Source organism: Azonexus fungiphilus, from assembly GCF_003634965.1.
In the GTDB taxonomy this organism is placed as follows: domain Bacteria; phylum Pseudomonadota; class Gammaproteobacteria; order Burkholderiales; family Rhodocyclaceae; genus Azonexus; species Azonexus fungiphilus.
Genome location: NZ_RBXP01000015.1, coordinates 70,737 through 94,585 on the forward strand (window position 1 = coordinate 70,737; position 23,849 = coordinate 94,585).

Below are 23,849 nucleotides of genomic sequence, written 5' to 3' on the forward strand. Positions count from 1 at the left end.
TCCGGTCAGCGGGCGCGGCGGCGCAGGCGGTTGTCGATGAAGGCGTCGGCGCCGAGCAGGAAGAACAGCAGCATGCCCTGGAAGATGCCGGTGATCGCCGCCGGCATCTGCAGGCTCAGCTGGGCCGCTTCGCCGCCGAGGTAGATCAGCGCCATCAGCGTGCCGGCGAGGACGATGCCGAGCGCGTGCAGGCGGCCGAGGTAGGCGACGATGATCGCCGCGAAGCCGTAGCCGGGCGAGATGTTCAGGTTCAGCTGGCCGACCGGGCCGGCGATTTCGCCGACGCCGGCGAGGCCGGCGGTCATCCCGGAAACGACCAGGCTGAACCACACCGTCTGCTTCGCCGGGAAACCGGCGTAGCGCGCCGCGGCCGGCGCCTGGCCGCCGACTTCGAGGCGGTAGGCGAGGAAGCTCCGGGCGTTGAACAGCCAGAAGGCGAGCACCGCAAAAATGACGATCCAGAGCGAGCTGTTGATCCGGAAACCTTCGGCCAGCAGGCCGAACAGCGCCGCGTCGGCGAACATCACCGACTGCGGGAAGTTCATCCCCTCGGGGTCGCGCCAGGCGCCGTGCATCAGGTACGAGAGGATGAAGGTGGCGATGTAGGTGAGCATCAGCGTGGTCAACGTCTCCTCGGCGTTGAAGCGCGTCTTGAGCAGCGCCGGTATGGCGCCCCAGAGCGCGCCGCCGAGGGCACCGGCGACGACCATCGCCGGCAGCACCCAGGCGCTGCCGCTGTCACCGTAGAAAATGCCGATGCCGCCGCCGAACAGCGCGCCCATGATCAGCTGGCCTTCGGCGCCGATGTTGTAGATGCGCGCCTTGAAACCGATCGCCAGGCCCTGGGCGATGAGGATCAGCGGGCAGGCCTTGATCAGCAGTTCGCTCCAGCCGTAGCCGCTGGTCAGCGGCTCGACGAAGAAGACGTGGAAGGACTCGAGCGGCGATTTGCCGAGCGCCCAGAAGAGCAGCGAGCCGACCAGCAGCGTGGCGGCGATGGCGATCAGCGGCGCCGTCCAGCGCATCAGCTGCGACGGCTGGGCACGGGGTTCAAGCAGGTGCATTGCTGGTCTCCGCTTCGTTGAACAGGCCGGACATCTGCAGCCCGACCGATTCGGCGTCGGCCTGCGCGCGCGGCTGGGTGGCGGAAAGGCGGCCGGCGGCAAGGACGGCGATGCGGTCGCTGATTTCGAACAATTCCTCGAGCTCCTCGGAAATGACCAGGATGGCGACGCCGCTGCGCGACAGGTCGAGCAGCGTCTGGCGCAGGAAGGCGGCGGCGCCGACGTCGACGCCCCAGGTCGGCTGGGCGACGATCATCAGCTTGGGGGCGAGCATGATCTCGCGGCCGACGATGAATTTCTGCAGGTTGCCGCCCGAGAGCGAGCGGGCGGCGGCGCCCGGCCCGCCGCAGCGGACGTCGAAGCGGGCGATGCACTGCTCGGCGAAGGCCTGCGCCTTGTCGAAGGCGACCAGGCCCCAGTGCTTCATGCCCTGGCGGTGGCCGGTGAGCAGCGCGTTGCGGGCCAGCGACAGTGCCGGCACCGCGCCGCGGCCGAGGCGTTCCTCGGGAACGAAGACGAGGCCGCGGTCGCGCCGCCGGCCGGCGTCGAGGTGGCCGACCGCTTCGCCGTCGAGCCAGATCGTCTCGCGGTCCACCGTTGCTTCGCCGGACAGGGCCGCCAGCAGCTCGGCCTGGCCGTTGCCGGAAATGCCGGCGATGCCGACGATCTCGCCGGCATTGACGGTCAGCGAGACTTCCTTGAGTTCGGTGCCGAAGGGGTCGTCGGAGGTCAGGCTGAGCCGTTCGACCTGCAGCACCGGGCGGACCAGGCCGTGATAGGGCGGTGCCTCGCAGACCGGCAGCTCGCGCCCGATCATCAGGCGCGCCAGCGTCGCCGGCGTTTCCTCGCGCGGGATCGCCTCGCCGGTCACCTTGCCGCCGCGCATGATCGTCGCGCTGTCGCACAGCGACTGGATCTCGTGCAGCTTGTGGCTGATGTAGAGGATGGCGACACCTTCCGCGGCCAGCCGGCGCAGCGTCTCGAACAGTTTCTGCACGGCCTGCGGCGTCAGCACCGAGGTTGGTTCGTCGAGGATCAGCAGCTTCGGGTCCTGGAGCAGGCAGCGGACGATCTCGACGCGCTGGCGTTCGCCGACCGACAGGCTGTGCACCAGCCGGTGCGGGTCGAGCGGCAGGCCGTAGCGTTCGGAGACTTCCTTGACCCGCAGCGCCAGCGCGGCGAGGTCGAAGGGTTCGTCGAGGACCAGGGCGATGTTCTCGACCACGGTCAAGGTCTCGAACAGCGAAAAATGCTGGAAGACCATGCCGATGCCCAGCTTGCGCGCCTGCGCCGGGTTGGCGATGGCGACCTGCTGGCCGTTCCACAGCATCTCGCCGGCGTCGGCCTTGACCGCGCCGTAGATGATCTTCATCAGCGTGCTCTTGCCGGCCCCGTTTTCGCCGAGGATGGCGTGGATCTCGCCGGGCATCACCGACAGGCTGACGTCGTCGTTGGCGACGACGCTCGGGTAGCGCTTGGTGATGTGCAGCAACTGCAGGCGGGGCTCGGTCGGATGCATGCTTACTCCGGCTGGACGGGGCGGACGGGTTGGTCGATCAGGCGCGGTCGACCGGCCTGTTGCAACAATTGGCGCGCATTGTGAATGCTGTAGAGCTCGGCGGCAACGGCCAGCGCGATTGCCGCCGGTGCCTTGTCGACGATGCCGGCGATGCCGATCGGGCAGGTCAGCTCGCCGAGACGCTCGCGGGCTAGGCCGCGGTCGAGCAGGCGGTGCTCGAAACTGGCGCGTTTGCTGCGCGATCCGATCAGGCCGAAATAGGCGAAATCGCGGCGGCGGAAGATCGCCTCGCAGAGCGCGAAATCGAGCGTGTGGCTGTGCGTCATGACGACGAAGAAGCTGCCCGGCGGCGCCAGCGCGACCTCGTCTTCCGGGCGCTCGCTGACGCGGGTGTCGAGCCCGTCCGTGGCGAAATCGGCGAAGGCCTCGTCGCGGCTGTCGATCCAGGTGATCGCGGCGGCCAGCGGCTGCAACTGGCGGACCAGCGCGCGGGCGACGTGGCCGGCGCCGAAAATCCATACCGGAAAGCGGTCGACCGTCACATCCTGGCTCAGCGTCCACGCCTCCGGGCCGCCGTCGAGACGGGTGCCGTGGCCGGCGCTGCCGGGCGTCCAGGTCGAGGCGGCGGCATCGTGGCGCAGGCGGCGCTGCAGGCCGCCGGCCGCCGCCTGGGCGCGGCGCGCCTGCCAGGCGGCGAGGGCGCTTGCCGGCACCGTCTCGTAGAGCAGCCAGACGACGCCGCCGCAGCACTGGCCGAGGCGGGCGCCGAGGTTGTAGCGGATCACCTCGGGGCCGCCGTCGGCGGCCGCCAGGCGGCGCCGGGCATGCGCCGCGGCCTGCCATTCGAGGTGGCCGCCGCCGATCGTCAGCGCCTGGCCGGCAGCGTCGACCAGCATCGTCGTGCCGGCGCCGCGCGGCGCCGAGCCCTGGACCCGGGCGACCGTCACCAGCACCGTGTCGGTGCCGGCGGCGAGCCGCGCGACCAGGGCGTCGAGCCAGTCGGCAGCCATCTCAGGCGGCCTCGCCGGGGTTGAGCGCGCGCAGGATCGCCTCCGGCGTCGCCGGCGCGTCGAGGCGCACCGGCCGGCCGGCCGGCAGGGCCGCACCGACCGCGTCGCGCAGCGCCTGGAAGACGGCCAGGGCGAGCATGAACGGCGGTTCGCCGACCGCCTTCGAGCGGTGGATGCTGTCCTCGGCGTTGGCATTGGCGTAGAGGCGGACGTTGAAGATCGCCGGCAGGTCGCTGGCGGTCGGGATCTTGTAGGTCGACGGCGCGTGGCTCATCAGCTTGCCGTCCGGGCGCCACCACAGTTCCTCGCTGGTCAGCCAGCCCATGCCCTGGATGAAGCCGCCCTCGACCTGGCCGATGTCGAGCGCCGGATTGATCGAGCGGCCGGCGTCGTGCAGCAGGTCGGCGCGCAGCACGCGGCTTTCGCCGGTCAGCGTGTCGATCGCCACCTCGCAGCAGGCGGCGCCGTAGGCAAAGTAGAAGAAGGGGCGGCCGAGCTTGCTGACCGGGTCGAAGTGGATTTTCGGCGTCTTGTAGAAACCGGCGTCCCAGAGCTGGATGCGCGCCCGGTAGGCGGCCATCGCCAGCTCGCCGAAGGGCATCGCGAAGGCGCCGGCGCGCACCTGGCCGCCGGAAAATTCGACTTTTTCGGGGTCGACCGTCAGCGTGCTCAGTTCGCCGATGAAGGCGGCCAGCCGCGCCTTGATGTTGCGGCAGGCGTTCTGCGCCGCCTTGCCGTTGAGGTCGGTGCCGCTGGAGGCGGCGGTGGCCGAGGTGTTGGCGACGCGGCTGGTGTCGGTGGAGGCCAGGCGGACGTCGGCGAAGGGCAGGCCGAATTCGTCGGCGACGATCTGGCGGATCTTGGTGTACAGCCCCTGGCCCATTTCGGTACCGCCGTGCGAGACGAGCACGGTGCCGTCGGTATAGACATGGACGAGGGCGCCGGCCTGGTTGTAATGCGTGGCGTTGAACGAGATGCCGAACTTGACCGGGGTCAGCGCGATGCCGCGCTTGAGCACCGGGCTGGTGGCGTTGAACTCGGCGATGGCGGCGCGCCGGGCGGCGTAGTCGCAGTCGGCGGCGAGCTCGGCGACCAGTGCCGGGGCGACGTTGTCGGTGACGACCATGCCGTAGGGCGTGGTGCTGCGTGCGCCGGGCTCGACGTCGTAGAAATTGGCGCGGCGGACGGCCAGCGGGTCGCAGCCGAGGTGGCGGGCGATGTCGTCGAGCACGTTCTCGATGACGAACATCCCCTGCGGCCCGCCGAAGCCGCGGAAGGCGGTGTTGGAGACGGTGTTGGTCTTGCAGCGCAGGCTCTTCAAGGCGAGCGCGTCGAGGTAGTAGGCGTTGTCGATGTGGCAGATGGTGCGGTCGTTGACCGGCCCCGAGAGATCGGCCGAGAAGCCGCAGTTCGAGGCCATCTCGAGCTTCAGGCCGAGCAGCCGGCCGCGGTCGTCGAAGGCCGATTCCCAGGCGTACTGGAAGCCGTGGCGCTTGCCGGTGGCGACCATGTCGTCGTCGCGGTCGAGGCGCATTTTTACCGGTTTTCCGGTGTTGACCGCGAGTATCGCCGCCAGGCAGGCCCACTGCGCCGACTGCGATTCCTTGCCGCCGAAGCCGCCGCCCATGCGCCGGCATTCGACGCTGACCTGGTGCGAGCGCCAGCCGAGCGCGTGCGCGACCAGTTGCTGCATCTCGGTCGGATGCTGGGTCGAGCAGAGCAGGTGCAGGCTGTCGTCGTCGCGCGGCTGGGCGAAGGAAATCTGGCCCTCGAGGTAGAAATGCTCCTGGCCGCCGAGCACGGCGCGGCCGGCCAGGCGATGCGGGGCGCCGGCGAAGGCCGCGTCCACCTCGCCGCGCTGCATGGCGAAGGGCGGCAGGACCCAGGATTCGGCGGCGATCGCCGCGTCCATGTCGAGGATCGGCGTGGCGACGTCGTATTCGACCTTGGCCAGGCGCACCGCCTGACGGGCCGCGTCGCGCGTGTCGGCGGCGACGGCGAAGATGACCTGGCCGTGGAACTGGATTTCGTCGCCGGCGATGATCGGGTCGTCGTGCAGGATCGGCCCGCAGTTGTTTTCGCCGGGAATGTCGGCGGCGGTGATCACGCAGCGCACGCCGGGGTGCGCGCGCACCGCGCTGAGGTCGAGGCGGCGGATGCGGCCGCGCGCGATGCCCGACAAACCGGGCGCCGCGTGAAGGGTGCCGGCCGGCTCGGGCAGGTCGTCGATGTAGCTGGCGCGGCCGCTGACGTGCAGGCGGGCGCTTTCGTGCGGCAGCGGCCGGCCGACCAGGCCGGCGGGGGTTTCGGCGTGGCTCATTGGCGGGCCTCCGGGTCGATCGGCGCCAGTTCGGCCAGGCGCAGCGGTGTCACGGTCGACGCGCCGGCCGGCGCGGTTTCCAGCCAGAAGCGCTGGAGCAGGTTGGCGGCGACGCTGAGCCGGTAGGCGCTGCTCGCGCGAACGTCGGTGAATGGCGCGTAGTCCTCGCGCAGCGCCGCCATGCCCAGGCGGATCGTCGCCGGCGACCATGGCCGCCCGAGCAGCGCCGCCTCGGCGGCGGCCGCCCGCTTCGGCGTTGCCGCCATGCCGCCGAAGGCGAGGCGGGCGCGGCGGACGACCTGGTCGGCGTCGAGATGCACGGCAAAGCCGGCAGCCACCGCCGAGATGTCCTGGTCCAGCCGCTTGGCCACCTTCCACGCCCGGAAATGCCGGACCAGGGGCGCCGGCGGCGCGTCCAGGCGCAGCGCGCGGACGAACTCGCCGGGCTGCAGCGCGGTTTTCTGGTAATCGAGGTAGAAATCCTCGAGCGCCAGCGTCCGCGTCGTTTCGCCGCGCTGCAGCACGATCGTCGCACCGAGGGCGATCAGCGCCGGCATCGAGTCGCCGATCGGCGAGCCGTTGGCGACGTTGCCGCCGAGCGTGCCGGCGTTCTTCACCGGGGTCGAGGCGAAGCGCCGGGCGAGTTCGGCCCATTGCGGCTCGAAAGCGGTCAGCGCGGCGAAGGCGTCGGTCAGCGTGACGCCGGCGCCGATTTCGAGCTGGCCGTCGCCGACGCGGATGCGCTTGAGTTCGTCGACGGCGCCGAGCAGGATCAGCTCGCCGAGGTCGCGTCCCTGCTTGGTCACCCACAGGCCGACGTCGGTGCCGCCGGCGACCAGCCGCGCCTCGGGCAGGCGCAGGCGCAGCGCCGCCAGTTCGGCGAGCGTGCGCGGACTGTGGCTGCGCCGGCCGTCGGCGACGTAATCGAGCGGCGGCAGCGCGGCCAGCTGGCGCAGCGCGGCGATCACCGGCTGCCGGTCGAGCGGCCGGCGCGGCAGCGCGTAGGCGTCGCGGGCGGCGTCGACGATCGGCCGGTAGCCGGTGCAGCGGCACAGGTTGCCCGACAGCGTGTGGTCGATCTCGTCGCGCGGCGGGCAGCTGTCGCGGTTTTCGTAGAGGGCGAACAGCGACATCGCGAAACCCGGCGTGCAGAAGCCGCACTGCGAGCCGTGCCGGTCCACCAGCGCCTGCTGCACCGGGTGCAGGTCGGCGGCGGCCGGGGCCAGGTCCTCGACGGTGAACAGCGCCTTGCCGTCGAGCGCGGGCAGGAACTGGATGCAGGCATTGACCGCGCGCAGCCGCAGTTCCTCCCGGCCCGGCTCGCCGGCCAGCTCGCCGACGACCACCGTGCACGCGCCGCAGTCGCCCTCGGCGCAGCCTTCCTTGGTGCCGGTCTGGTGCAGATCCTCGCGCAGGTACTGGAGCAGCGTGCGGGTCGGCGCAGCGCCCTGGACGGCGTGGATCTCGCCGCGGAAATAAAACTGGATGGGACGTTCGGACATGGGGCCTGGATCGGTGTGACGTATGGCTTTCAAGTTAGCACAGGCGACCGCCCGGCGTTCAGCGGCGGCGGCCGATAAGGATTATCTGCGCTGCCTTATGGCGCGCCCCAGAAGCCGGCGTGGGCGGCGGCGGCCTCGTCCTCGAGGCAGGGGCCGAGGGTCTCGATGCGGCGCTGGCCGCGTGCGAAAACCTCGCGGCAGGGCAGGGCGAAGGTCGGGTTTTCCGGATGGTCGCCGGTCAGGCCGAGCAATCTATGCTCGGACAGCGCATAGACGACGCGGCCGATGCCGCACCAGTAGATCGCCCCGGCGCACATCGCGCACGGCTCGGCGCTCGAATACAGCGTCGCCTCTGCCAGTTGCGCCGGCGTCAGCAGGCGGGCGGCGCGAGCGGCGGCGAGCAGCTCGGCGTGACGCGTCGGATCGCCGTCGGGGGGTAGCGAATCATTGCCCGCCTCTGCGACAATCCGCCCTTCGGCGTCGACCACCAGGGCGGCGAACGGGTGCTTGCCGGCAGCGCGGACGCGGCCGGACATCTCGATCGTGCGGCGCAGGTAGTCCAGGTCGGTAGCGGAAAGGGTAGCGGTCATCGGCGGTCTCCTGAAGATGCGGGCATTATCGCGTCAGGTGCCGGCCGGCGGGCGCTGCTTCGAGCAATACTGGTCATAACGTTGGCGAGATGGGTCCGGCCCATCGGGATTGCTACAGTGCAGCAATCCGTTTCTTAACCCTGAAGGAGAACCGAGCATGCTGCTTTCTCGTTTGAAGACCCTGACCGCCGCCGCCGTCCTGGCGGTGACCGGCCTCGCCGGCGCCCACGCCGCCGACCCGCTCAAGGCCGGTTTCGTATACATCGGCCCGACCGGCGACCACGGCTGGACCTATTCCCACGACGTCGGCCGCAAGGCGGTCGAAGCCCAGTCGGGCGGCAAGGTGAAGACCAGCTTCGTCGAGAACGTGCCGGAAACGGCCGACGCCGAACGCGTCTTCCGCGACATGGCGCAGAAGGGCCACAAGGTCGTCTTCGCCACCTCCTTCGGCTACATGAACCAGATGGTCAAGGTCGCCAAGGCCTTCCCGAACACCGTCTTCATGCACGCCACCGGCTACAAGACCGACAAGAACCTCGGCGTCTATGACGTCCGTACCTACGAAGGCGCCTACATGCTCGGCGTCGTCGCCGGCAAGATGAGCAAGGGCAACAAGCTCGGCGTCGTCGCCTCGATCCCCATCCCGGAAGTCATCCGCAACATCAACGCCTTCACCATCGGCGCCCGCAGCGTCAATCCGGCCGCGACCACCCGCGTCGTCTGGGTGAACAGCTGGTTCGACCCGGGCAAGGAACGTGAAGCCGCGCTGGCGCTGATCGCCCAGGGCGCCGACGTGCTCATGCAGAACACCGATTCCCCGGCCGTCGTCCAGACCGCCCAGGAAAAGGGCGTGCTCGCCTTCGGCTGGGATTCCGACATGAGCAAGTTCGGCGGCAAGGCCCAACTCGCCGCGTCGATCCTGAACTGGGGCGTGATCTACAAGAAGACGCTCGACGACGTCCAGGCCGGTACCTGGAAGAGCGGCGACATCTGGTGGGGCGTCAAGGAAGGCGCGGTCAACATCGACAACTTCGGCCCGGCCGTCTCCGCCGACCTGAAGAAGCTCGCCGAACAACGCCGCGACGAGATCAAGGCCGGCAAGCTGCACCCCTTCACCGGCCCGCTCAAGGACCAGTCGGGCAAGGTCGTCCTCGCCGCCGGCAAGAGCTACACCGACCCCGAGCTGAAGCAGATGAACTTCTACGTCGAAGGCGTCGAAGGTTCGATCCCGAAGTAAGCGGCAACGCCAAACAGGCCGGTTTCGCCCGGCCAATACACAAAGCCCCCGGCCTTGGTCGGGGGCTTTGTTTTTTGGTGGCCTGGTCTGCCGTACAACCTCGCCAGGTGAGCAGCGAGTGTCATCTCGGCCTTCCGGCGATGGCGGCAGAAGAACTGTGTTTGGTGTTTAATCCCGGCATGAAATCCATCGTCATGCTGTTCCTCTGCGCGGTATCGGCTTCTGTCCTTGCTGACAATCCGTATGCCCTCGAATCCTCGATCTATAAGGTTGTTGTTCCAGTCGGCAACTCCAGCTATTTCGGCACGGGCGTGCTGTTGTCACCCGACAAGATTTTGACGAACTGCCATATCGTCCAGGGCAAGGGTGGATGGCCTAAAGTCATGCAGCGAAAGACTGGTGACTGGTTCAAGGTGGCAAAGTACTACCAGCTCGGAGAACTAGATGCCTGCGTTCTCGTCGGAGCTTTCCCGGGGCGGTCGGTCGCGCTCAGCGCGAAGATCGTCGAGGGGGAAAACATCTGGCTGTATGGATACCCGTCGGGTATTCCGGTAATCGGCCAGGGTTCTGTCCTTGGCTATGCCGATGGTGGGAAAACCATGAAGCTTGGGGCGTTTTGCTCCGGTGGCTCGTCGGGTGGCCCGGTGCTGAATGCTCGTGGCGAACTGATCGGCCTCAATTTCGCCGTCTATCGCTATCAAAAATCCTGTCTCGCCATTCCTGTGAGCGAATTGCGGCCGTATCTATAGTTGCGATCGATGTGCTTCCCGATTTGGCCCGTTTGCACTCAATGGGCGTGCTTGTTGTGACAGGTGGAAATTAACCGATGTCAGGATATCGGCCGAAGCTGCCTGACAGTAGCATGGTTACAAATGGGGGCTTTAAACAGAACATCGGACTCTCACCTGAAATATCCCAAACAAGGGCATTTTCAGGAGTCCTGCGTCATAATTTGTCGCGTAAGTGATGCGACATGTTACGACATGAAATGTCGCAAGCAGACTGAAGATCGCAGCATCTCATTTTCTTGAAAATCCATGCGTAATTTTTCGAAATCAAAACTGATGGCCTTGCGCCAGTGCGAGAAACGACTCTGGCTGGAGGTTCATCACCCTGAGCTTCGCGATGATTCCGAGCAAGCAGAATGCCGCTTTCAGGTCGGCCATCGGGTTGGCGAGATGGCACGGGACCTGTTCGATCCTGAGCACAAGGGCATTCTCATCGATGTAGAGAAAGAGGGATTTTCTGCCGCTTTTGCCCTTAGTGCGGCACTGCTTCAACACAATCAACCTGTTTTCGAGGCGGGGTTGTGTGGCGGTGGCGCGTTAGCATTTGCCGATGTAATGCTCCCATCTGTGGATAGCGGCAAGTTGTCCTGGCGGATGATCGAGGTGAAGTCGTCGACCTCGGTCAAGGAGTATCACCGTGACGACATTGCCGTACAGGCTTATGTTGCGACGGTGAATGGCATTCCGCTCGAATCGGTCTCGCTGGCTCACATCGATAGCTCTTGGACTTATCCCGGGGGTGGTGATTACTGCGGATTACTCAAGGTCAATGTTTTGACCGAGGAGGCCCTATCCCGCCACGAGGAAGTGCAGGCGTGGATAAAGCGCGCGAATGCTGTTGTTGAAAACCCCCAAGAACCCAGCGTGGCAATCGGCGCCCATTGCGATGCACCTTTCGAATGTGGCTTTTACCCTTACTGCAGCCGTGACGAGCCCAAGCCGGAGTTTCCAATTTACTGGTTGCCACGCTTTCCTTCCGCCAAGATACGAGAACTTGCTGAATCAGGAATCGACGATCTCCGCGATGTCCCTGACGAGATGCTCAACGCGCGGCAACGCCTTGTAAAAACGCATACCTTGGAGAACCGCACCTACTTCGATGCTTCGGGTGCTGCGGCTGATCTCGCAGGCTATCCGCTGCCTGCCTACTTCCTGGATTTCGAAACCATACAATTTCCGGTGCCGATCTGGGCCGGAACTCGTCCGTATCAACAGATTCCGTTCCAGTTCAGCCTGCATGTCGTAACTGCAGAAGGGCTCCTTGAGCATTCGGAATTTCTCGATCTATCTGGAGGCGACCCATCGTTGCCGTTTGCCGATGAATTGATCCGGCTATGTGGAGAAAACGACCACCCAGTCTTCGTTTACAACGCTGCGTTTGAACGTTCGCGGATCAGCGAACTGGCCCAGCGATTCCCCGAAAAATCGTCGCATTTGCTGGCCATCAACGAACGCATTGTTGATCTGCTGCCGGTAGCGCGGCAGCGCTACTATCACCCCAGCCAACACGGGAGCTGGAGCATAAAAGCGGTTTTGCCCGCTGTCGTTCCTGAACTCAAATATCAGGATCTTGAGGGCGTTCGAGATGGCGGGATGGCGATGGAGGCGTTTCTTGAAGCCCTACACCCCCAAACCAGTACTGACGCTAAAGAATGTATTCGCAAACAGTTGCTAGCGTATTGCCAACTGGATACCTATGCCATGGTTCGCTTGTGGCAGGTATTCTCTGGTCATCCAGAACTCGCGCTCTGATTCCGCCATGCCAAAACGTCCAGAATCACTGGAAACCCTGCAAATCGCACTTGAACTAGTGCGCCGTATACCCAAGGGGCGAACGATTACCGCGCCCGAGTTAAGGCAGCAACTGACCGAAGCGGGATTCGAGCGGGACATGCGCACGATTCAGCGCCAGCTTGAAACCCTCTCCGAGTACTTTGATATCGACCGGGACGATACCGCCAAGCCCTATCGCTATTGCTGGAAAGAGAGAGCAAAAGGACTTTCACTGCCCAGCCTCAGTCCGCAGGAGTGCCTGCTCCTGACGCTTGCCGAACAGCAGATGGGGCAGTTGCTGCCACCACGGTTGATGAAATCGATGGAGGGGTTTTTCGTTCAGGCGCGCACGCAACTCAATGAAAAGTCGAGCGCGAAGCGGGAGCTTGATTGGTTGAAAAAAGTTCGGGTGGTCAGCACCAGCCAGCCCCTGTTGCCGCCCAAAGTCGATCCTGCGGTTTTTGAGCAGGTGAGCAATGCTCTCTATGGTGACCAGTGGCTGAACGTCAAATACAAGAATGCGGCAGGGAAAACGCTCGAAAGCCGTGTCATGCCCTTGGGCCTGGCTCAGCAAGGGCAGCGGATGTACCTGGTTTGCCGCTTTGATGGTTACGACAACGAGCGCAGTCTGGCATTGCATCGAATTCAGTCAGCCAGCGTATCGGCGTTCACGTTCCAACGACCACCAGAGTTTGATCTGAAGAAATTCGATGACGATGGGCGATTCGGATATGGACGGGGGAATAAGATAAAACTCAGCTTCTTGATTGAGAAAGATGCTGGACTTCATTTGCTGGAGTCCCCGTTGTCAGAAGACCAGCAGGTCGAGGAAGAAGCAGATCAATACCGTATCACGGCCACCGTTGTGGATACGGATATGCTGGACTGGTGGCTGCGGGGGTTTGGTGATGTAGTCAGCGAAATTTCAAAACACGGAAAGGAATAAGCAATGGCTAACTCGATTGAACTTCCTAAGAGCTGGGTCTGCGACGGTTCCGAACTGAAACCGAAAATTGGAGCCAATTTCTCAAACACCTGGATTCTTAACGGAAAGGAGATTAAGCCAAAAACAGGAGCGAATTCATCAAATACCTGGCTCTGGGATGGCAAGGAAATCAAACCAAAATCAAACGCCAGTTCCTCAAATACGTGGGTGATTGAGCGGGAAAAGGTAAAGCCGAAAAGTGGCGCAAATTCGTCAAATACCTATGAGGCTAATGGTCACCCCATATTGGTTATTGCTGCGCAGCTTGTATTAAGGCTTTGGTAGTCAATAAATACCATTTTAATTAAATATGCGATTTTAAGATGACTGAAAATTCCAAAATAGTTCTCCAAACATGTAGGCTGTTGGTGTCGCATTTTCGGCACTGTCTTGAATATGGCAGTGGATTTCACTCCAGATTATTCGAGCACATGCTCCATCCGGAGATCCAATTTGTGTTCGTTGGTAAATCGGTGTCAATTAGCAAAGACACACCAACACATCCAGAACACGTTGTACCTTGTGCATTCATGATAAATGAGTGCAAAAGGCTAATAAAAGAAGGGGTGTCGGATGAATTGATTGCGTCTCTCTTGGAAAAGCATTGGAAAGTAGCTTTAATTAGCAAAGAAGAGCAACATCGTCTTGATTTCGAGCTTGGGTGGAAGTCAACAATGCCTTCAGGATGGCGCTTTGAGGATGGAGATACCTTCGCTAGGCTAAAGCTGGCAAATATTGATCTTGCCAAATAATAGAGATGGTGGCGGTACAGCATGTTGAGATTTTCACGTTTTTTCCGTTAAACCATTACCGCCTTAGAAATCATAGAAATCCAATCGGGTTTTTCTGCCAATTTTTACAGCATATTCTGCCTCCAGCGCCGAAATGAGGGCGGCTGCAGATTCGATAGGCCGAAACCGATGTTGGCACAATACCGCCGTAAAATCCCTAGGGGTTAATTGCGGCAAAAGCCTCATCCTGTTCAGCATTTGCGGTTGTGGCGCGGCTAGGCCAAGTCGCCCACAATGCCTGCGCAATAGCTCCCAGGCCTGCTCGGGTTGGAGCATTGTCGACTCCTGCGTCTTGTGCCGCAGGACTTCGCCTGTTCCTGATTGCTCGTATCACCATATTAGCCATTTCGCCCTGGCCGTTGAGTTAAATTCGGCCTTGATGGCACGCGTCCGAAATCTCATGCAAGGCATTGCTACTGCTTAAAGATATCGAAATAGAACTGGAAATTCGCAGGGATGTTGTGACTTCGTGGAACGATTTTAAAAGGATTAATTTTGAGACAACCCATACCGATCGAAGACCATGGCAAAGTTTTCAAGTTAATGGAAGAAGCTTTGCCTGGTATTGACAGTGCATTAGTTGAAGAATTTGCTACTGACTTTCTCCTAGAGGCATTTATCTGCATAGACTTTGACGACCTGAATTATGTGCTAATACGTCCCGGCCAATTTTTGAGCGGTGTATCACAAGCATCGCCTGCTGCTGATTTTAAGAATTCTGCAAATAAATTGCTGAATAATTTACTAGAAAAACGAGTGGCTTGTGGTGCGCCAAGCGGTGTGCTCGTCATGGTTCGATCTTCTACTGGCTTAATTTTTAGTCAGTTTGTTGAGTATGCAAAATACATTAAAAAACTCTTACCAGAGGCAACTGAATGCTTTTTCGGTTTTTTTTACGATCCAGATGGCGCAAATGTAAAGATACGAATTTGTCTAGCGGGGGAAGTTGAGATTCGCGATTCGCCACCAATCGGAGGCCATTTCAGACCGCTGCGAAGATATTCGAGACTGAGATGGATTGATAGTCCGCAGAATGGCGCATTGCCACCTGACAGACCTATTAGGGCAATGACCGTTCAGGCCGACAAGCAGCCTCCTGTCTCACTCCTCCCGCCAGAGCCCCCAATCCCTCATCCCCGATCCCGGATGCCGGTTATACGCCCGCCGCACGGCCGCTTCTCGTAGAATCGGGCCGACGCCGCGCTTTCACGGAGAATTTCTGCGATGACCACCCACGACCCCGTTCTCGATCTTGCCTGCCGCATGCCCAAGGCCGAGTTGCATGTGCATATCGAGGGCACGCTCGAGCCTGATCTGGCCTTTGCGCTGGCCCGCCGCAACGGCATCGCGCTGCCTTATGCCGACGAGGCGGCGCTGCGGGCGGCCTACGATTTCGACAGCCTGCAGTCCTTCCTCGACCTCTACTACGCCTGCGCCGACGTGCTGCGCACCGCCGACGATTTCCGCGACCTGATGCTTGCCTACCTCGAGCGGGCGGCGGCGGATAACGTCGTCCATGCCGAGATCTTCTTCGATCCGCAGACCCACACGGCGCGCGGCATCGCCTACCGGACGGTGCTCGACGGCCTCGAGGAGGGCCTGCGCATCGGGCGCCAGCGCTGGGGCATCAGCGGCCTGCTGATCCTCTGCTTCCTGCGTCATCTCAGCGAGGAGGAGGCGTTCGCCACGCTGGCCGAGGCCGAGCCCTGGCTCGACCGGATTCATGGCTTCGGCCTCGATTCGTCGGAGCAGGGGCATCCGCCGAGCAAGTTCGCACGGGTTTTCGCGCGCTGCCGCGAACTGGGCAAGCCGGTGGTCGCCCACGCCGGCGAGGAGGGGCCGCCGGCCTACGTGGTCGAGGCGCTCGACCTGCTCGGCTCGGCGCGCATCGACCACGGCGTGCGCTCGGTCGAGGACCCGGCGCTGGTCGCCCGGCTGGCGCGCGAGGCGATCCCGCTCACCGTCTGCCCGCTGTCCAACCTGCGCCTGTGCGTCTTCGGCACGATGGCCGAGCACACGCTGCCGCAACTGCTCGCGGCCGGCGTGCGGGTCACGGTCAACAGCGACGATCCGGCATATTTCGGTGGTTACCTGAACGACAACATCCGCGCCGTCCAGGCGGCTTTCGCTTTCGATGCGGCGACCTGGCAGCGTATCGCGCGCAACAGCTTCGAGGCCAGTTTCGTCGATGCGGCGCAGAAGGCGGCGTGGATCGCCGAGCTTGACCGGATGTGCACGGTCGACAGCTGAAACAGGGCAAAAACCGCCCGGCGGCGGTGCGCGGGCTCAGGCCATGCCGTGCCGGAGCCCGTAACGGACCAGCTCGGCATTGTTGTTGATGCCGAGTTTCTGCATCGCGCGTGCCTTGTGCGTGCTTACCGTCTTGGCGCTGACGAAGAGGTTGCTGCCGATTTCGGCGAGCGACAGGCCGCGCACCAGCAACTGCAGGACTTCGTATTCGCGATCCGAGAGCGCGGCGTGCGGCGGTCTGTCTTCCGGCGTGCTGAAGACGATCGCCTCGACCAGGCTGGGGTCGATGAAGCGGCCACCGGCGGCAACCTTGCGGATGGCCGCGAGCAGGGTCGCCGGGTCGCTGCTCTTGGTCACGTAGCCGGCGGCGCCGGCGCGCAGCACGCGCGAGACGAGCTGGCTCTCGTTGTGCATGCTGAGGACGATGATCGGGACTTTCGGGGCTTCCTTGCGTGCCCGGGTGATCAGGTCGAGCGCACTCAAGCCGGGCATGCTCAGGTCAGTCAGCAGGATATCGATGCCGCCTTGCTGCAACTTGCAGAGCACTTCGCTGCCGTGGCTGGCTTCCTCGGTGACGGCGAGGTCCTTGTTGGAGGTGATGATCTGTTTCAGACCGCTTCTGAGGATGTGGTGATCGTCGGCGAGCAGGATGCGAATCATGGTGTGTCGTCATGGATCGGCATGCTGATGCTGAGCCTCGTGCCGCGGCCCGGCGCACTCTCGATGTACAGCTTGCCGGCCAGTGTTTCCAGGCGCTCGCGGATGCCGATCAGGCCGAAGGAGTTGCCGGCGATCTCCTTGCTGTCGAAACCGCGGCCATTGTCAGCGATCGTCAGCCAAAGTGTGTCGTTCTCCATTTTTATGTCGATGGTCGTGGCGCTGGCGTCAGCGTGGCGGATGATGTTGGTCAGTGATTCCTGAATGATACGAAACAATGTCGTCGATTGCGTATCGTTCAACGCGATTTCGTCATTCGCAATGACTTGGCAGCAAATGCCGCTGCGTTGCCGGAAATTTTCGGCCAGCCATTCGACCGATGCCAGCAGGCCAAGATTGAGCACGACCGGGCGCAGATCGCTGGCGACCTGGCGGGTTACCAGGATGGCGTCCTCGATCAGGCGTTGCATCGAATCCAGGCGTTGCTGGAGTTCATCGCGTATTTCCCGGGTTTCCAGGGTGAGCAGCGCCAGTTCCAGTTTCATGGCGGTCAGCAGCGAGCCCAGCTCGTCATGAATGTTCTGGGCAATGCGTTTGCGTTCCTGTTCGATCGCGGTATGGGCATGCGCCATCAGGTCGCGCATCTGCTGCTGCGAATTGGTCAATCCGCTGGCTCCGCCAGTCAATTGGATGTCGCTTCCCGTTGGGCTTAATTCGGAAAAATCCACTTGTTTCTCATGTCTGCTAGGTGCCGCTCGGGTTGGCACATGGTTTCCAACGTTTGCCCACGGTAGCGTATCGCTAAGCGTCAGCTTCCGTCGGCAATGATCTCCTGCAGCAGCGCTTTGGCGGCGGCGATCATCACCTTGATCCGGCTTTTCATCTGTCAAATTCCCAACATTTTCTGATGGCGATGCGCGGTCAGCCAGACATCGCCGTTGGCCAGGTCGAGATAGAGGCGACGGCGACTGGTGCCGCCGACATGCTCGGCCATCAGGTTGAAGCCGTGGCCGGCCAGGGCGCGTCGGGCCGCTGCGATGTTGCGTTCGCCGATGTCCATGGCGCGGGGGCCGGGAAACATGTTGCCGCCGCCGAAGAGTTTGACCTGGCAACTGGCCGGGAGGATCCGGCGGCTGCGCAATTCGTTCACGAACAGCTCGACGCTTTCGTCAGCGTAGCGTCCGTCGAGCGGCTGGCCTGGCGCCCGCTTGCGCGCCGGCAGCAGGATATGGCACATGCCGCCCAGCTGATGGACAGGGTGCCAGACGGTGACCGAAACGCAGGAGCCGAGCAGGGTGCCGATCCGGCCCGGGCCCGAGGCGAAATGCCATTCGCCGGGGTGGAGGAAAATGTTGTCCGGTTTCGTGGCCGCTTTCATGGTGCGTCGCGGAGGTGGTAAATGGTCGGCGCGATCGGAAGCAGGCGGTCGGTCAGACCGTTGAGCGACTCCGAGTGGCCGACAATGAAATGGCCGTCGGCTTTCAGGTAGGGCAGCAGGTTGTGGATGACCTTGCGCTTGGTGTCGTTCTCGAAATAGATCATCACGTTGCGCAGGAAAATCACGTCGAACTGGCCGAGGCCCTTGCTCGGTTGCATCAGGTTGGAGTGCATGAACTTGACGCGGTCGCGCAGCTCGCGGGTGATCAGCAGCGTCCCGGCGTGTTCCTGCATGCCTTTCAGGCAGTACTTCTTCAACAACTCGCCGGGAATTCCCCGGGTTCTTTCAAGCGGGTACTGTCCCCGCTGCGCCTTGGCCAGAACGCGGCTGCTGATGTCGGTGCCGATGATTTCCCAGAGTCCGTCGCCCAGCACTTCGGCCAGGACCATGGCCATCGTGTAGGCCTCCTCGCCGCTTGAGGAGGCCGCGCTCCAGGCCCGGAAAACACTGCCCCGGCGGCGGTTGACCGCCAACTGCCGCAAGTGGTCGAAGTGCTTCGGCTCACGGAAGAAATAGGTTTCGTTGGTGGTCAGCAGATCGACCATGGTCTGGCGTTCGGCGGGGTCGTCACCGCCCGTGACATGCTTGTAGTACTGGCTGAAATTGACGAAACCCAGCGCCTTCAGGCGCTTCGACAGCCGCCCGACGAGCAGGACTTGCTTGGCTTCGGAGAGGTTGATGCCGGCGATTTCGAAGATCAGTTTCTGGAACAGGCCGAATTCGGCGCGGCTGATGCTGATGTTGGCGATGGCGGATGATTCGTGCACGGTGATGTCCTGTTGGGCGACCTCTGGCTCGGCTCAGGGTTGCTGCGACTGGGGCGCTCGGCCTGCGTTCTTCTGGCGGCAGGCGAGCATCAGCGGGTGGGCTTCGAAGCTGGCCTGGGGCATCGGCTTGCCGTAGCGGTAGCCCTGGCCGAAATGGCAGCCGAAATCCTGCAGGAACTGTTCCTGAACCGCGTTCTCGATGCCCTCGGCAACCAGTTCCAGGCGCAGGCTGTGGGCCATGGTGATGATGCCCTTGACCAGTTCGGTGCTGTCGCGATCGAGCATGACGTCGTTGATGAAGGAGCGGTCGATCTTGAGCACGTTGATCGGAAAGCGCTTGAGGTAGGCCAGCGACGAATAACCGGTACCGAAATCGTCGATGGCGATGCTGATGCCCATCGCCCGGAAGGCTTTCAGGGCAATGCCGATTGCTTCGTTGTCTTCGAGCAGCAGGCTTTCGGTGATTTCGAACTCGAGCCAGGCCGGACTGCATCCCGTGGCCTGCAGGTAGTCGCTCACCAGCGCCACCAGATCGTTGTCGCGGAACTGGCGCGACGACAGGTTGACGGCAATCTTCAGCGCCTGGCTGCTGTTTTCGTTCCAGCGCCTGGCGGTCCGGCAAGCCTGTTTCAACACCCAGGCGCCAATGCCGACGATCAGGCCGGTGTCTTCGGCGATGCCGATGAACTTGTCCGGCTGGACCAGTCCGAGACTGGGATGCTGCCAGCGCAGCAGGGCTTCGGCACCGACCAGGCGGGTGCTGGCGAGATCGATCTTGGGCTGGTAGAAGACCACCAGTTCGCCGGCCGATTCGGCGCGTCGCAGCGCGGTTTCGAGCATTCCCCGTTGTTTCGCCTGGGCGGTCAGTTCGGCCGAGTAAAAACGGAAGCCGGCGCGTCCGCGACCCTTGGCGTCATAGAGGGCGGAATCGGCGTACTGGAAGAGTTCGTTGGCACAGGTGCTGTCGCTCGGGAAGACGGCGATGCCGATGCTCGCCGAGACGAAGGCTTCAAGTTGGCCGAGTTGAAACGGTTGGGCCAGGGTATCGAGTATCTTGCGCGAGATGCTGCCGAGATCGTCGGCGGCGCGGATGTTGGGCAGGACCAGGGCGAATTCGTCGCCGCCCAGACGGGCCACGATATCGTAATCGCGGACCAGTCGCTGCAGACGTTCGCCGCATTCGCGCAGGAGTCGGTCGCCGAAGTCATGGCCGTGGCTGTCGTTCACTTCCTTGAAACGGTCGATGTCGAGGATCAGCAGGCCGAGGATGGTCTTGTTGCGAGTTGCCTTCTCCAGATTGTGGGCCAGGCGTTCGCCGAGCAGCGTGCGATTGGGCAGGCCGGTCAGCGAGTCGTGATAAGCCATTTTCTGCAGGCGCGATTCGTAGTTCTTCAGATCGCTGACGTCACGCGTGGTTCCGCTCAGGCGGCGGGTTTGGCCGGTGGCGTTGTATTCGGCCTGGATATGGGTGTGCAGATGGAGGATCCGGTTGCCGACGCGAATCCGGTAGCTGTCCAGGGTGAATTCGCCGTGCTGCTGCCGGCAGGCGTTGCGCATGGCTTGCAGCAGGGCTTTCCGGTCTTCGCCGATGACCAGGCGGAGAATCTGGCGGGGTCTTGCTTGCCAGTCGCTTGCCTGTCCGAGGATGCGCGACATTTCGCTGGAAATCCGGATTTCCTTGCTCGGGCAATCCCATTGCCAGTGGCCGAGTCGGGCCATCGCTTCGGCCTGGCGGAGGCGGCGTTCGCTTTCCTTGAGCGCGGTGATGTCGCGGCCGACGGCGACGACGCCGGTAATCCGGCCGTCGGTCGAGAATTCCGGCTTGAGGATCAGGTGCCAGCTGATCATCCTGCCGTCGGCGGACGGCCAGTTGTGTTCGTACTCGCGCTCCTCGCCACTGGCGATGACCGTGCGCAGGGCATGTTCATAGGCCTGCGAGGTGCTGTTGAGGACGTTGTCGGTCGGCCGTTTGCCGAGCAGCTTGGCGGCTGGCAGATCGAGTAATCGGGCCAGGCTGCGGTTGCCGTAGCGGCGGCGCAACTGGCAGTCGTAGCGGGCGATGGTGTCGGGCGAGTTTTCGACCAGTGCGCGGAACTCCGATTCGCAGCCGAGCGCGGCGCGATCCTGGTCGGTGGTCGGCCGCACCAGGACAATCCGGTAAGGGGAGCCCGTCAATTCAAGACCGGTGCAACTGACTTCGACCGGAATCAGGCGCCGGTCCTTGCGCCGATGTCGGGTGTGATGGGTTTGCGGCTGCTGCCGCAACAGTTCGAGCCAGCGGTGCAGCGAGTAACTCGGGTCGATGTCGAGAAAGCTCTTGTCGGCGAGTTCGCCGTAGTCGTAGCCGAGGATGCGGTGGCCCTTGTCGTTGGCGTGCAGCACGCGGGCGCGCTCGTCGATCAGGTAGGCGGGATCGGCAAGGCGATCGAGAAGAAAGCGGAACAGGTCGAGTTGCCCGGGCGCCACGTCCGGCGGACTCGTGCCTTTGTCGTTCCGGGCGTTCGCGTCGTTCAGTCCGGTTTTTGCCGGTTTTTCGCGGTCGACCGTGGACAACGCCGCCCGGTCGCTGACCGGGGGCGTCTTGGGGGAGCCGAAGTCGTGCGGGAGTGGCATCGCCCCGGGTCGATCAACTGGCGCCGCGTTCCGGCGCCGACATCGCGGCAAGCACGGCGACCTCGTCAAGGGCGAGGATGCGATTGACGTCGAGCATGACGACGAACTTGCCGTTGACCTTGCCCATGCCGCTGATGAAATCGATGCGGATGCGGGCGCCGAATTCGGGCGGCGGTTCGATGTCGGCCGGCGGGATTTCCAGCACCTCCGATACCGCGTCGACGACGATCCCCATCTGCTGGCCGTGGCTGCCGGCGACGCTCGGGTCGAGATCGCTGGTTTCGATGATGACGATGCAGGTGCGCTTGGTGATTTCACCGGCCGGACGGCCGAAGCGCACCGCCATGTCCACCACCGGCACGACTGCGCCGCGCAGGTTGATGACGCCGCGGATGAACGGCGGCACCATCGGGACTTCGGTCAGGTTGCCGTATTCGATGATTTCGCGGATGGCGAGAATGCCGATGGCGAACATTTCCTCCCCCAGGCTGAAGGTCAGGAATTGCTGCTGCTCGGTCAGGCCCGCCGCGACGGCCGACTGGTCGGCCGCGGGCGTGGGGGCGAGTTGAGTGGTCGGGCTGCTCATGATGGCCTCAGCGATCCTCAGAAGCGGGCGAAGTTGGTTTCGTCGGCGTGGTTGCCGCTGCCGCTCTTCTTGACCGATGCCGGCCCGTAGCTGCCGCCGGCATGCGCAGCCTGGCTTTTGCCGGTGCTCGGACGGGCGTGGCTGCGTCCGGTTTCCACCCGGAAGAAGGACATGATTTCCTGCAGGTTGGTCGCCTGCGACGACATTTCCTCGGCGGTCGCGGCCAGTTCCTCGGAAGCGCTGGCGTTCTGCTGGGTGATCTGGCTGAGCTGGCTCATCGCGGTATTCACCTGGTTGACGCCGACCGTCTGTTCTTCGGAGGCGGAGGTGATTTCCTGGACCAGATCGGCGGTCTTCTTCGTCGCGGGCACGATCTCGTCGAGCAGCTTGCCCGCCTTTTCGGCCATGCCGACGCTGTTGACCGCCAGTTCGCCGATTTCCTGGGCGGCGACCTGCGAACGCTCGGCAAGCTTGCGCACTTCCGCGGCAACGACCGCGAAGCCCTTGCCGTGCTCGCCGGCGCGGGCCGCTTCGATGGCGGCATTGAGGGCGAGCAGGTTGGTCTGGTAGGCGATGTCGTCGATGATGCCGATCTTCTTGGCGATCTGCTTCATCGCGCCGACCGTTTCGCTGACCGCCTGGCCACCCTCGGCGGCCTTGGTGCTGCCCTGCGCCGACATGCCGTCGGCGACCTTGGCGTTCTCGGTGTTCTGCTGGATCGACGAGGCCATCTGCTCGATCGAGGCCGAGGTTTCCTCGACCGACGCCGCCTGTTCGCTTGAGGCCTGCGACAGCGACTGGGCCGTGGACGAAACCTGGGTGGTTGCCGAGGCCAGCGTTTCAGCGGTGTTGTTCACCTCGGAAATCGTCTGCGCCAGCTTGTCGACGGTGTTGTTAAGGCTCTGCTTGACCTGGTCGAAGGCGCCCATGTACTCGCGGCTGACCTTGCGCGTCAGGTCGCCTTCCTCGAGCGCCTGGGCAACTTCGATGGTGTCCTTGAACACCGTGTCGACGGTGTCGGAGAGCTGGTTCAGTTGTTCGGAGAGTTCCCGGGTGTAACCCGCCTTGCCGTTCAGGCTCATCTTGCTGTTGAAATCGCCCTTGTTGGCGGCGCTGACCATGTCCTTGATCTCGCCGACAATTGCGTTCAGCGAGTTCTGCATGGTTTTCATCGCGCTCAGCAGGCTGGTGCTGTCGCCCGACTTCAGATCGATCTTGCTCGACAGGTCGCCGGCGGCGATCTTGTTGGCGATTTCGGTGACCAGTGTCGGCTCGCCACCCATCTGGCGCAGGATGCCGCGGGTGAGCAGCAGGGCAATAAGGCAGCCGATGGCAAAAGCTGCGGCACTCAGCCCAAGGACGATGGTTCTGGCGCTGTCGGCGGTCGTGATGGCGGTTTGCCCGGATTTTTCGGCAAGTCCCTTCTGGAAGTCCGCGAATTTCTCCGCGGCTTCGATGAATGGGCCGGCAGCTGCGCTGTAATCGCCAAACAGGTATTCAACAGCTTTGGCTTTGTCATGTTTTGGCGATCCGCTATCAGCCAGTGCGACGAATATTTCCATCGAGTTGCGGAACTTGGCTCGGGATTCGACCATGTGATCAAACAGTTCTTGGCCCTTCGGCGAGTTGATCATCGGTTTGAGTTTGTCGAGCAACTCGGCATTTTTTTTCCCGGCTTGTTGGCCGATTTCGATTTGCGCTTGTTCAACTTTCTTGTCCTGAGTCAGCGCCAGGTTGCGCATGGCTCTGCCCTGCATCAGGACATTCTTGAGAATCTCGTCGCTCATGATGATTTTCGGCAGACGGTCATCGACCACTTCGGTGGTCAGTTGGGTGATGTCGCCGATGCGGATCGTCGCGATGGCCGCAACGATGGCCAGCAGCACGAGCACGGCGGCGAAGCCAAGCCCGAGACGGACGCCGAGTTTCATATCTTTAAACATTGGATGGCTCCTTGGA

General features: G+C 63.0%; 21 protein-coding genes. 8 read left to right on the forward strand and 13 right to left on the reverse strand.

What is annotated here, in order from left to right; genetic code table 11:
• Positions 1 to 5: 5 nt before the first annotated feature.
• The 6 genes from DFR40_RS09880 to DFR40_RS09905 all read right to left on the reverse strand — a co-directional run bounded on the left by DFR40_RS09880 (position 6) and on the right by DFR40_RS09905 (position 8,005).
• Complete coding sequence (locus DFR40_RS09880) at positions 6 to 1,064, reverse strand: ABC transporter permease (RefSeq protein ID WP_121458331.1); 1,059 nt, start codon at positions 1,062 to 1,064, stop codon at positions 6 to 8.
• Positions 1,051 to 2,583 carry an ABC transporter ATP-binding protein gene (locus tag DFR40_RS09885; protein ID WP_121458332.1) on the reverse strand — a complete coding sequence of 511 codons (1,533 nt, stop codon included), beginning with the start codon at positions 2,581 to 2,583 and terminating at the stop codon, positions 1,051 to 1,053. Before DFR40_RS09885 ends, DFR40_RS09880 begins: the two co-directional genes overlap by 14 nt.
• A 2-nt stretch (positions 2,584 to 2,585) precedes the next feature.
• Positions 2,586 to 3,593, reverse strand: coding sequence for a xanthine dehydrogenase accessory protein XdhC (gene xdhC, locus DFR40_RS09890; protein WP_121458333.1), 1,008 nt, complete (start codon positions 3,591 to 3,593; stop codon positions 2,586 to 2,588).
• Position 3,594: 1 nt separating this feature from the next.
• On the reverse strand, positions 3,595 to 5,913 hold the full coding sequence (xdhB, locus tag DFR40_RS09895) for a xanthine dehydrogenase molybdopterin binding subunit (protein ID WP_121458334.1): 2,319 nt from the start codon (positions 5,911 to 5,913) through the stop codon (positions 3,595 to 3,597).
• Entirely contained in the window at positions 5,910 to 7,415 is a 1,506-nt protein-coding gene (gene xdhA, locus DFR40_RS17245; protein WP_121458335.1) for a xanthine dehydrogenase small subunit, read from the reverse strand. The genes xdhB and xdhA overlap by 4 nt, the downstream gene beginning before the upstream one ends.
• 95 nt (positions 7,416 to 7,510) lie before the next feature.
• Positions 7,511 to 8,005, reverse strand: a complete 495-nt coding sequence (locus tag DFR40_RS09905) for a nucleoside deaminase (RefSeq protein ID WP_121458336.1) — start codon at positions 8,003 to 8,005, stop codon at positions 7,511 to 7,513.
• Between the two features lie 157 nt (positions 8,006 to 8,162).
• On the opposite strand from DFR40_RS09905, the gene DFR40_RS09910 reads away from it, so the two are divergent.
• The 8 genes from DFR40_RS09910 to DFR40_RS09935 all read left to right on the forward strand — a co-directional run bounded on the left by DFR40_RS09910 (position 8,163) and on the right by DFR40_RS09935 (position 15,829).
• Positions 8,163 to 9,242 carry a BMP family ABC transporter substrate-binding protein gene (locus DFR40_RS09910; RefSeq protein ID WP_121458337.1) on the forward strand — a complete coding sequence of 360 codons (1,080 nt, stop codon included), beginning with the start codon at positions 8,163 to 8,165 and terminating at the stop codon, positions 9,240 to 9,242.
• Positions 9,243 to 9,421: 179 nt separating this feature from the next.
• Positions 9,422 to 9,991, forward strand: a complete 570-nt coding sequence (locus tag DFR40_RS09915) for a S1 family peptidase (protein WP_170160197.1) — start codon at positions 9,422 to 9,424, stop codon at positions 9,989 to 9,991.
• 288 nt (positions 9,992 to 10,279) lie between these two features.
• Entirely contained in the window at positions 10,280 to 11,782 is a 1,503-nt protein-coding gene (locus tag DFR40_RS09920; RefSeq protein WP_121458339.1) for a DUF2779 domain-containing protein, read from the forward strand.
• A gap of 7 nt (positions 11,783 to 11,789) precedes the next feature.
• Positions 11,790 to 12,749, forward strand: a complete 960-nt coding sequence (locus DFR40_RS09925) for a helix-turn-helix transcriptional regulator (RefSeq protein ID WP_121458340.1) — start codon at positions 11,790 to 11,792, stop codon at positions 12,747 to 12,749.
• Between the two features lie 3 nt (positions 12,750 to 12,752).
• Positions 12,753 to 13,073: a hypothetical protein gene (locus DFR40_RS09930; RefSeq protein WP_121458341.1), complete on the forward strand. Its 321-nt coding sequence runs from the start codon at positions 12,753 to 12,755 to the stop codon at positions 13,071 to 13,073.
• A gap of 146 nt (positions 13,074 to 13,219) precedes the next feature.
• Positions 13,220 to 13,540 carry a hypothetical protein gene (locus DFR40_RS16995; RefSeq protein ID WP_147431313.1) on the forward strand — a complete coding sequence of 107 codons (321 nt, stop codon included), beginning with the start codon at positions 13,220 to 13,222 and terminating at the stop codon, positions 13,538 to 13,540.
• A 582-nt stretch (positions 13,541 to 14,122) separates the two neighbouring features.
• Positions 14,123 to 14,764 (forward strand): FtsZ/tubulin family protein, encoded by a 642-nt coding sequence (locus tag DFR40_RS17000; protein WP_147431314.1) that lies wholly within the window; start codon positions 14,123 to 14,125, stop codon positions 14,762 to 14,764.
• Between the two features lie 39 nt (positions 14,765 to 14,803).
• Complete coding sequence (locus DFR40_RS09935; protein ID WP_121458342.1) at positions 14,804 to 15,829, forward strand: adenosine deaminase; 1,026 nt, start codon at positions 14,804 to 14,806, stop codon at positions 15,827 to 15,829.
• Positions 15,830 to 15,865: 36 nt separating this feature from the next.
• On the opposite strand, the gene DFR40_RS09940 is transcribed toward DFR40_RS09935, so the two are convergent.
• From DFR40_RS09940 to DFR40_RS09970, 7 genes are all read right to left on the reverse strand, one after another.
• Positions 15,866 to 16,489, reverse strand: coding sequence for a response regulator (locus tag DFR40_RS09940; protein WP_121458343.1), 624 nt, complete (start codon positions 16,487 to 16,489; stop codon positions 15,866 to 15,868).
• Positions 16,486 to 17,214, reverse strand: coding sequence for a sensor histidine kinase (locus DFR40_RS09945; RefSeq protein WP_147431315.1), 729 nt, complete (start codon positions 17,212 to 17,214; stop codon positions 16,486 to 16,488). The genes DFR40_RS09940 and DFR40_RS09945 overlap by 4 nt, the downstream gene beginning before the upstream one ends.
• A gap of 158 nt (positions 17,215 to 17,372) precedes the next feature.
• Positions 17,373 to 17,864, reverse strand: coding sequence for a chemotaxis protein CheD (locus DFR40_RS09950; RefSeq protein WP_121458345.1), 492 nt, complete (start codon positions 17,862 to 17,864; stop codon positions 17,373 to 17,375).
• Positions 17,861 to 18,673 carry a CheR family methyltransferase gene (locus DFR40_RS09955; RefSeq protein ID WP_121458546.1) on the reverse strand — a complete coding sequence of 271 codons (813 nt, stop codon included), beginning with the start codon at positions 18,671 to 18,673 and terminating at the stop codon, positions 17,861 to 17,863. The genes DFR40_RS09950 and DFR40_RS09955 overlap by 4 nt, the downstream gene beginning before the upstream one ends.
• 51 nt (positions 18,674 to 18,724) lie before the next feature.
• Positions 18,725 to 21,304 carry an EAL domain-containing protein gene (locus DFR40_RS09960; RefSeq protein ID WP_121458346.1) on the reverse strand — a complete coding sequence of 860 codons (2,580 nt, stop codon included), beginning with the start codon at positions 21,302 to 21,304 and terminating at the stop codon, positions 18,725 to 18,727.
• 13 nt (positions 21,305 to 21,317) lie between these two features.
• The gene (locus DFR40_RS09965) at positions 21,318 to 21,890 is read right to left on the reverse strand and encodes a chemotaxis protein CheW (RefSeq protein WP_121458347.1); all 573 of its coding nucleotides are present in this window, start codon (positions 21,888 to 21,890) and stop codon (positions 21,318 to 21,320) included.
• Between the two features lie 17 nt (positions 21,891 to 21,907).
• Positions 21,908 to 23,833 carry a methyl-accepting chemotaxis protein gene (locus tag DFR40_RS09970; RefSeq protein ID WP_121458348.1) on the reverse strand — a complete coding sequence of 642 codons (1,926 nt, stop codon included), beginning with the start codon at positions 23,831 to 23,833 and terminating at the stop codon, positions 21,908 to 21,910.
• Between the last annotated feature and the right edge of the window lie 16 nt (positions 23,834 to 23,849).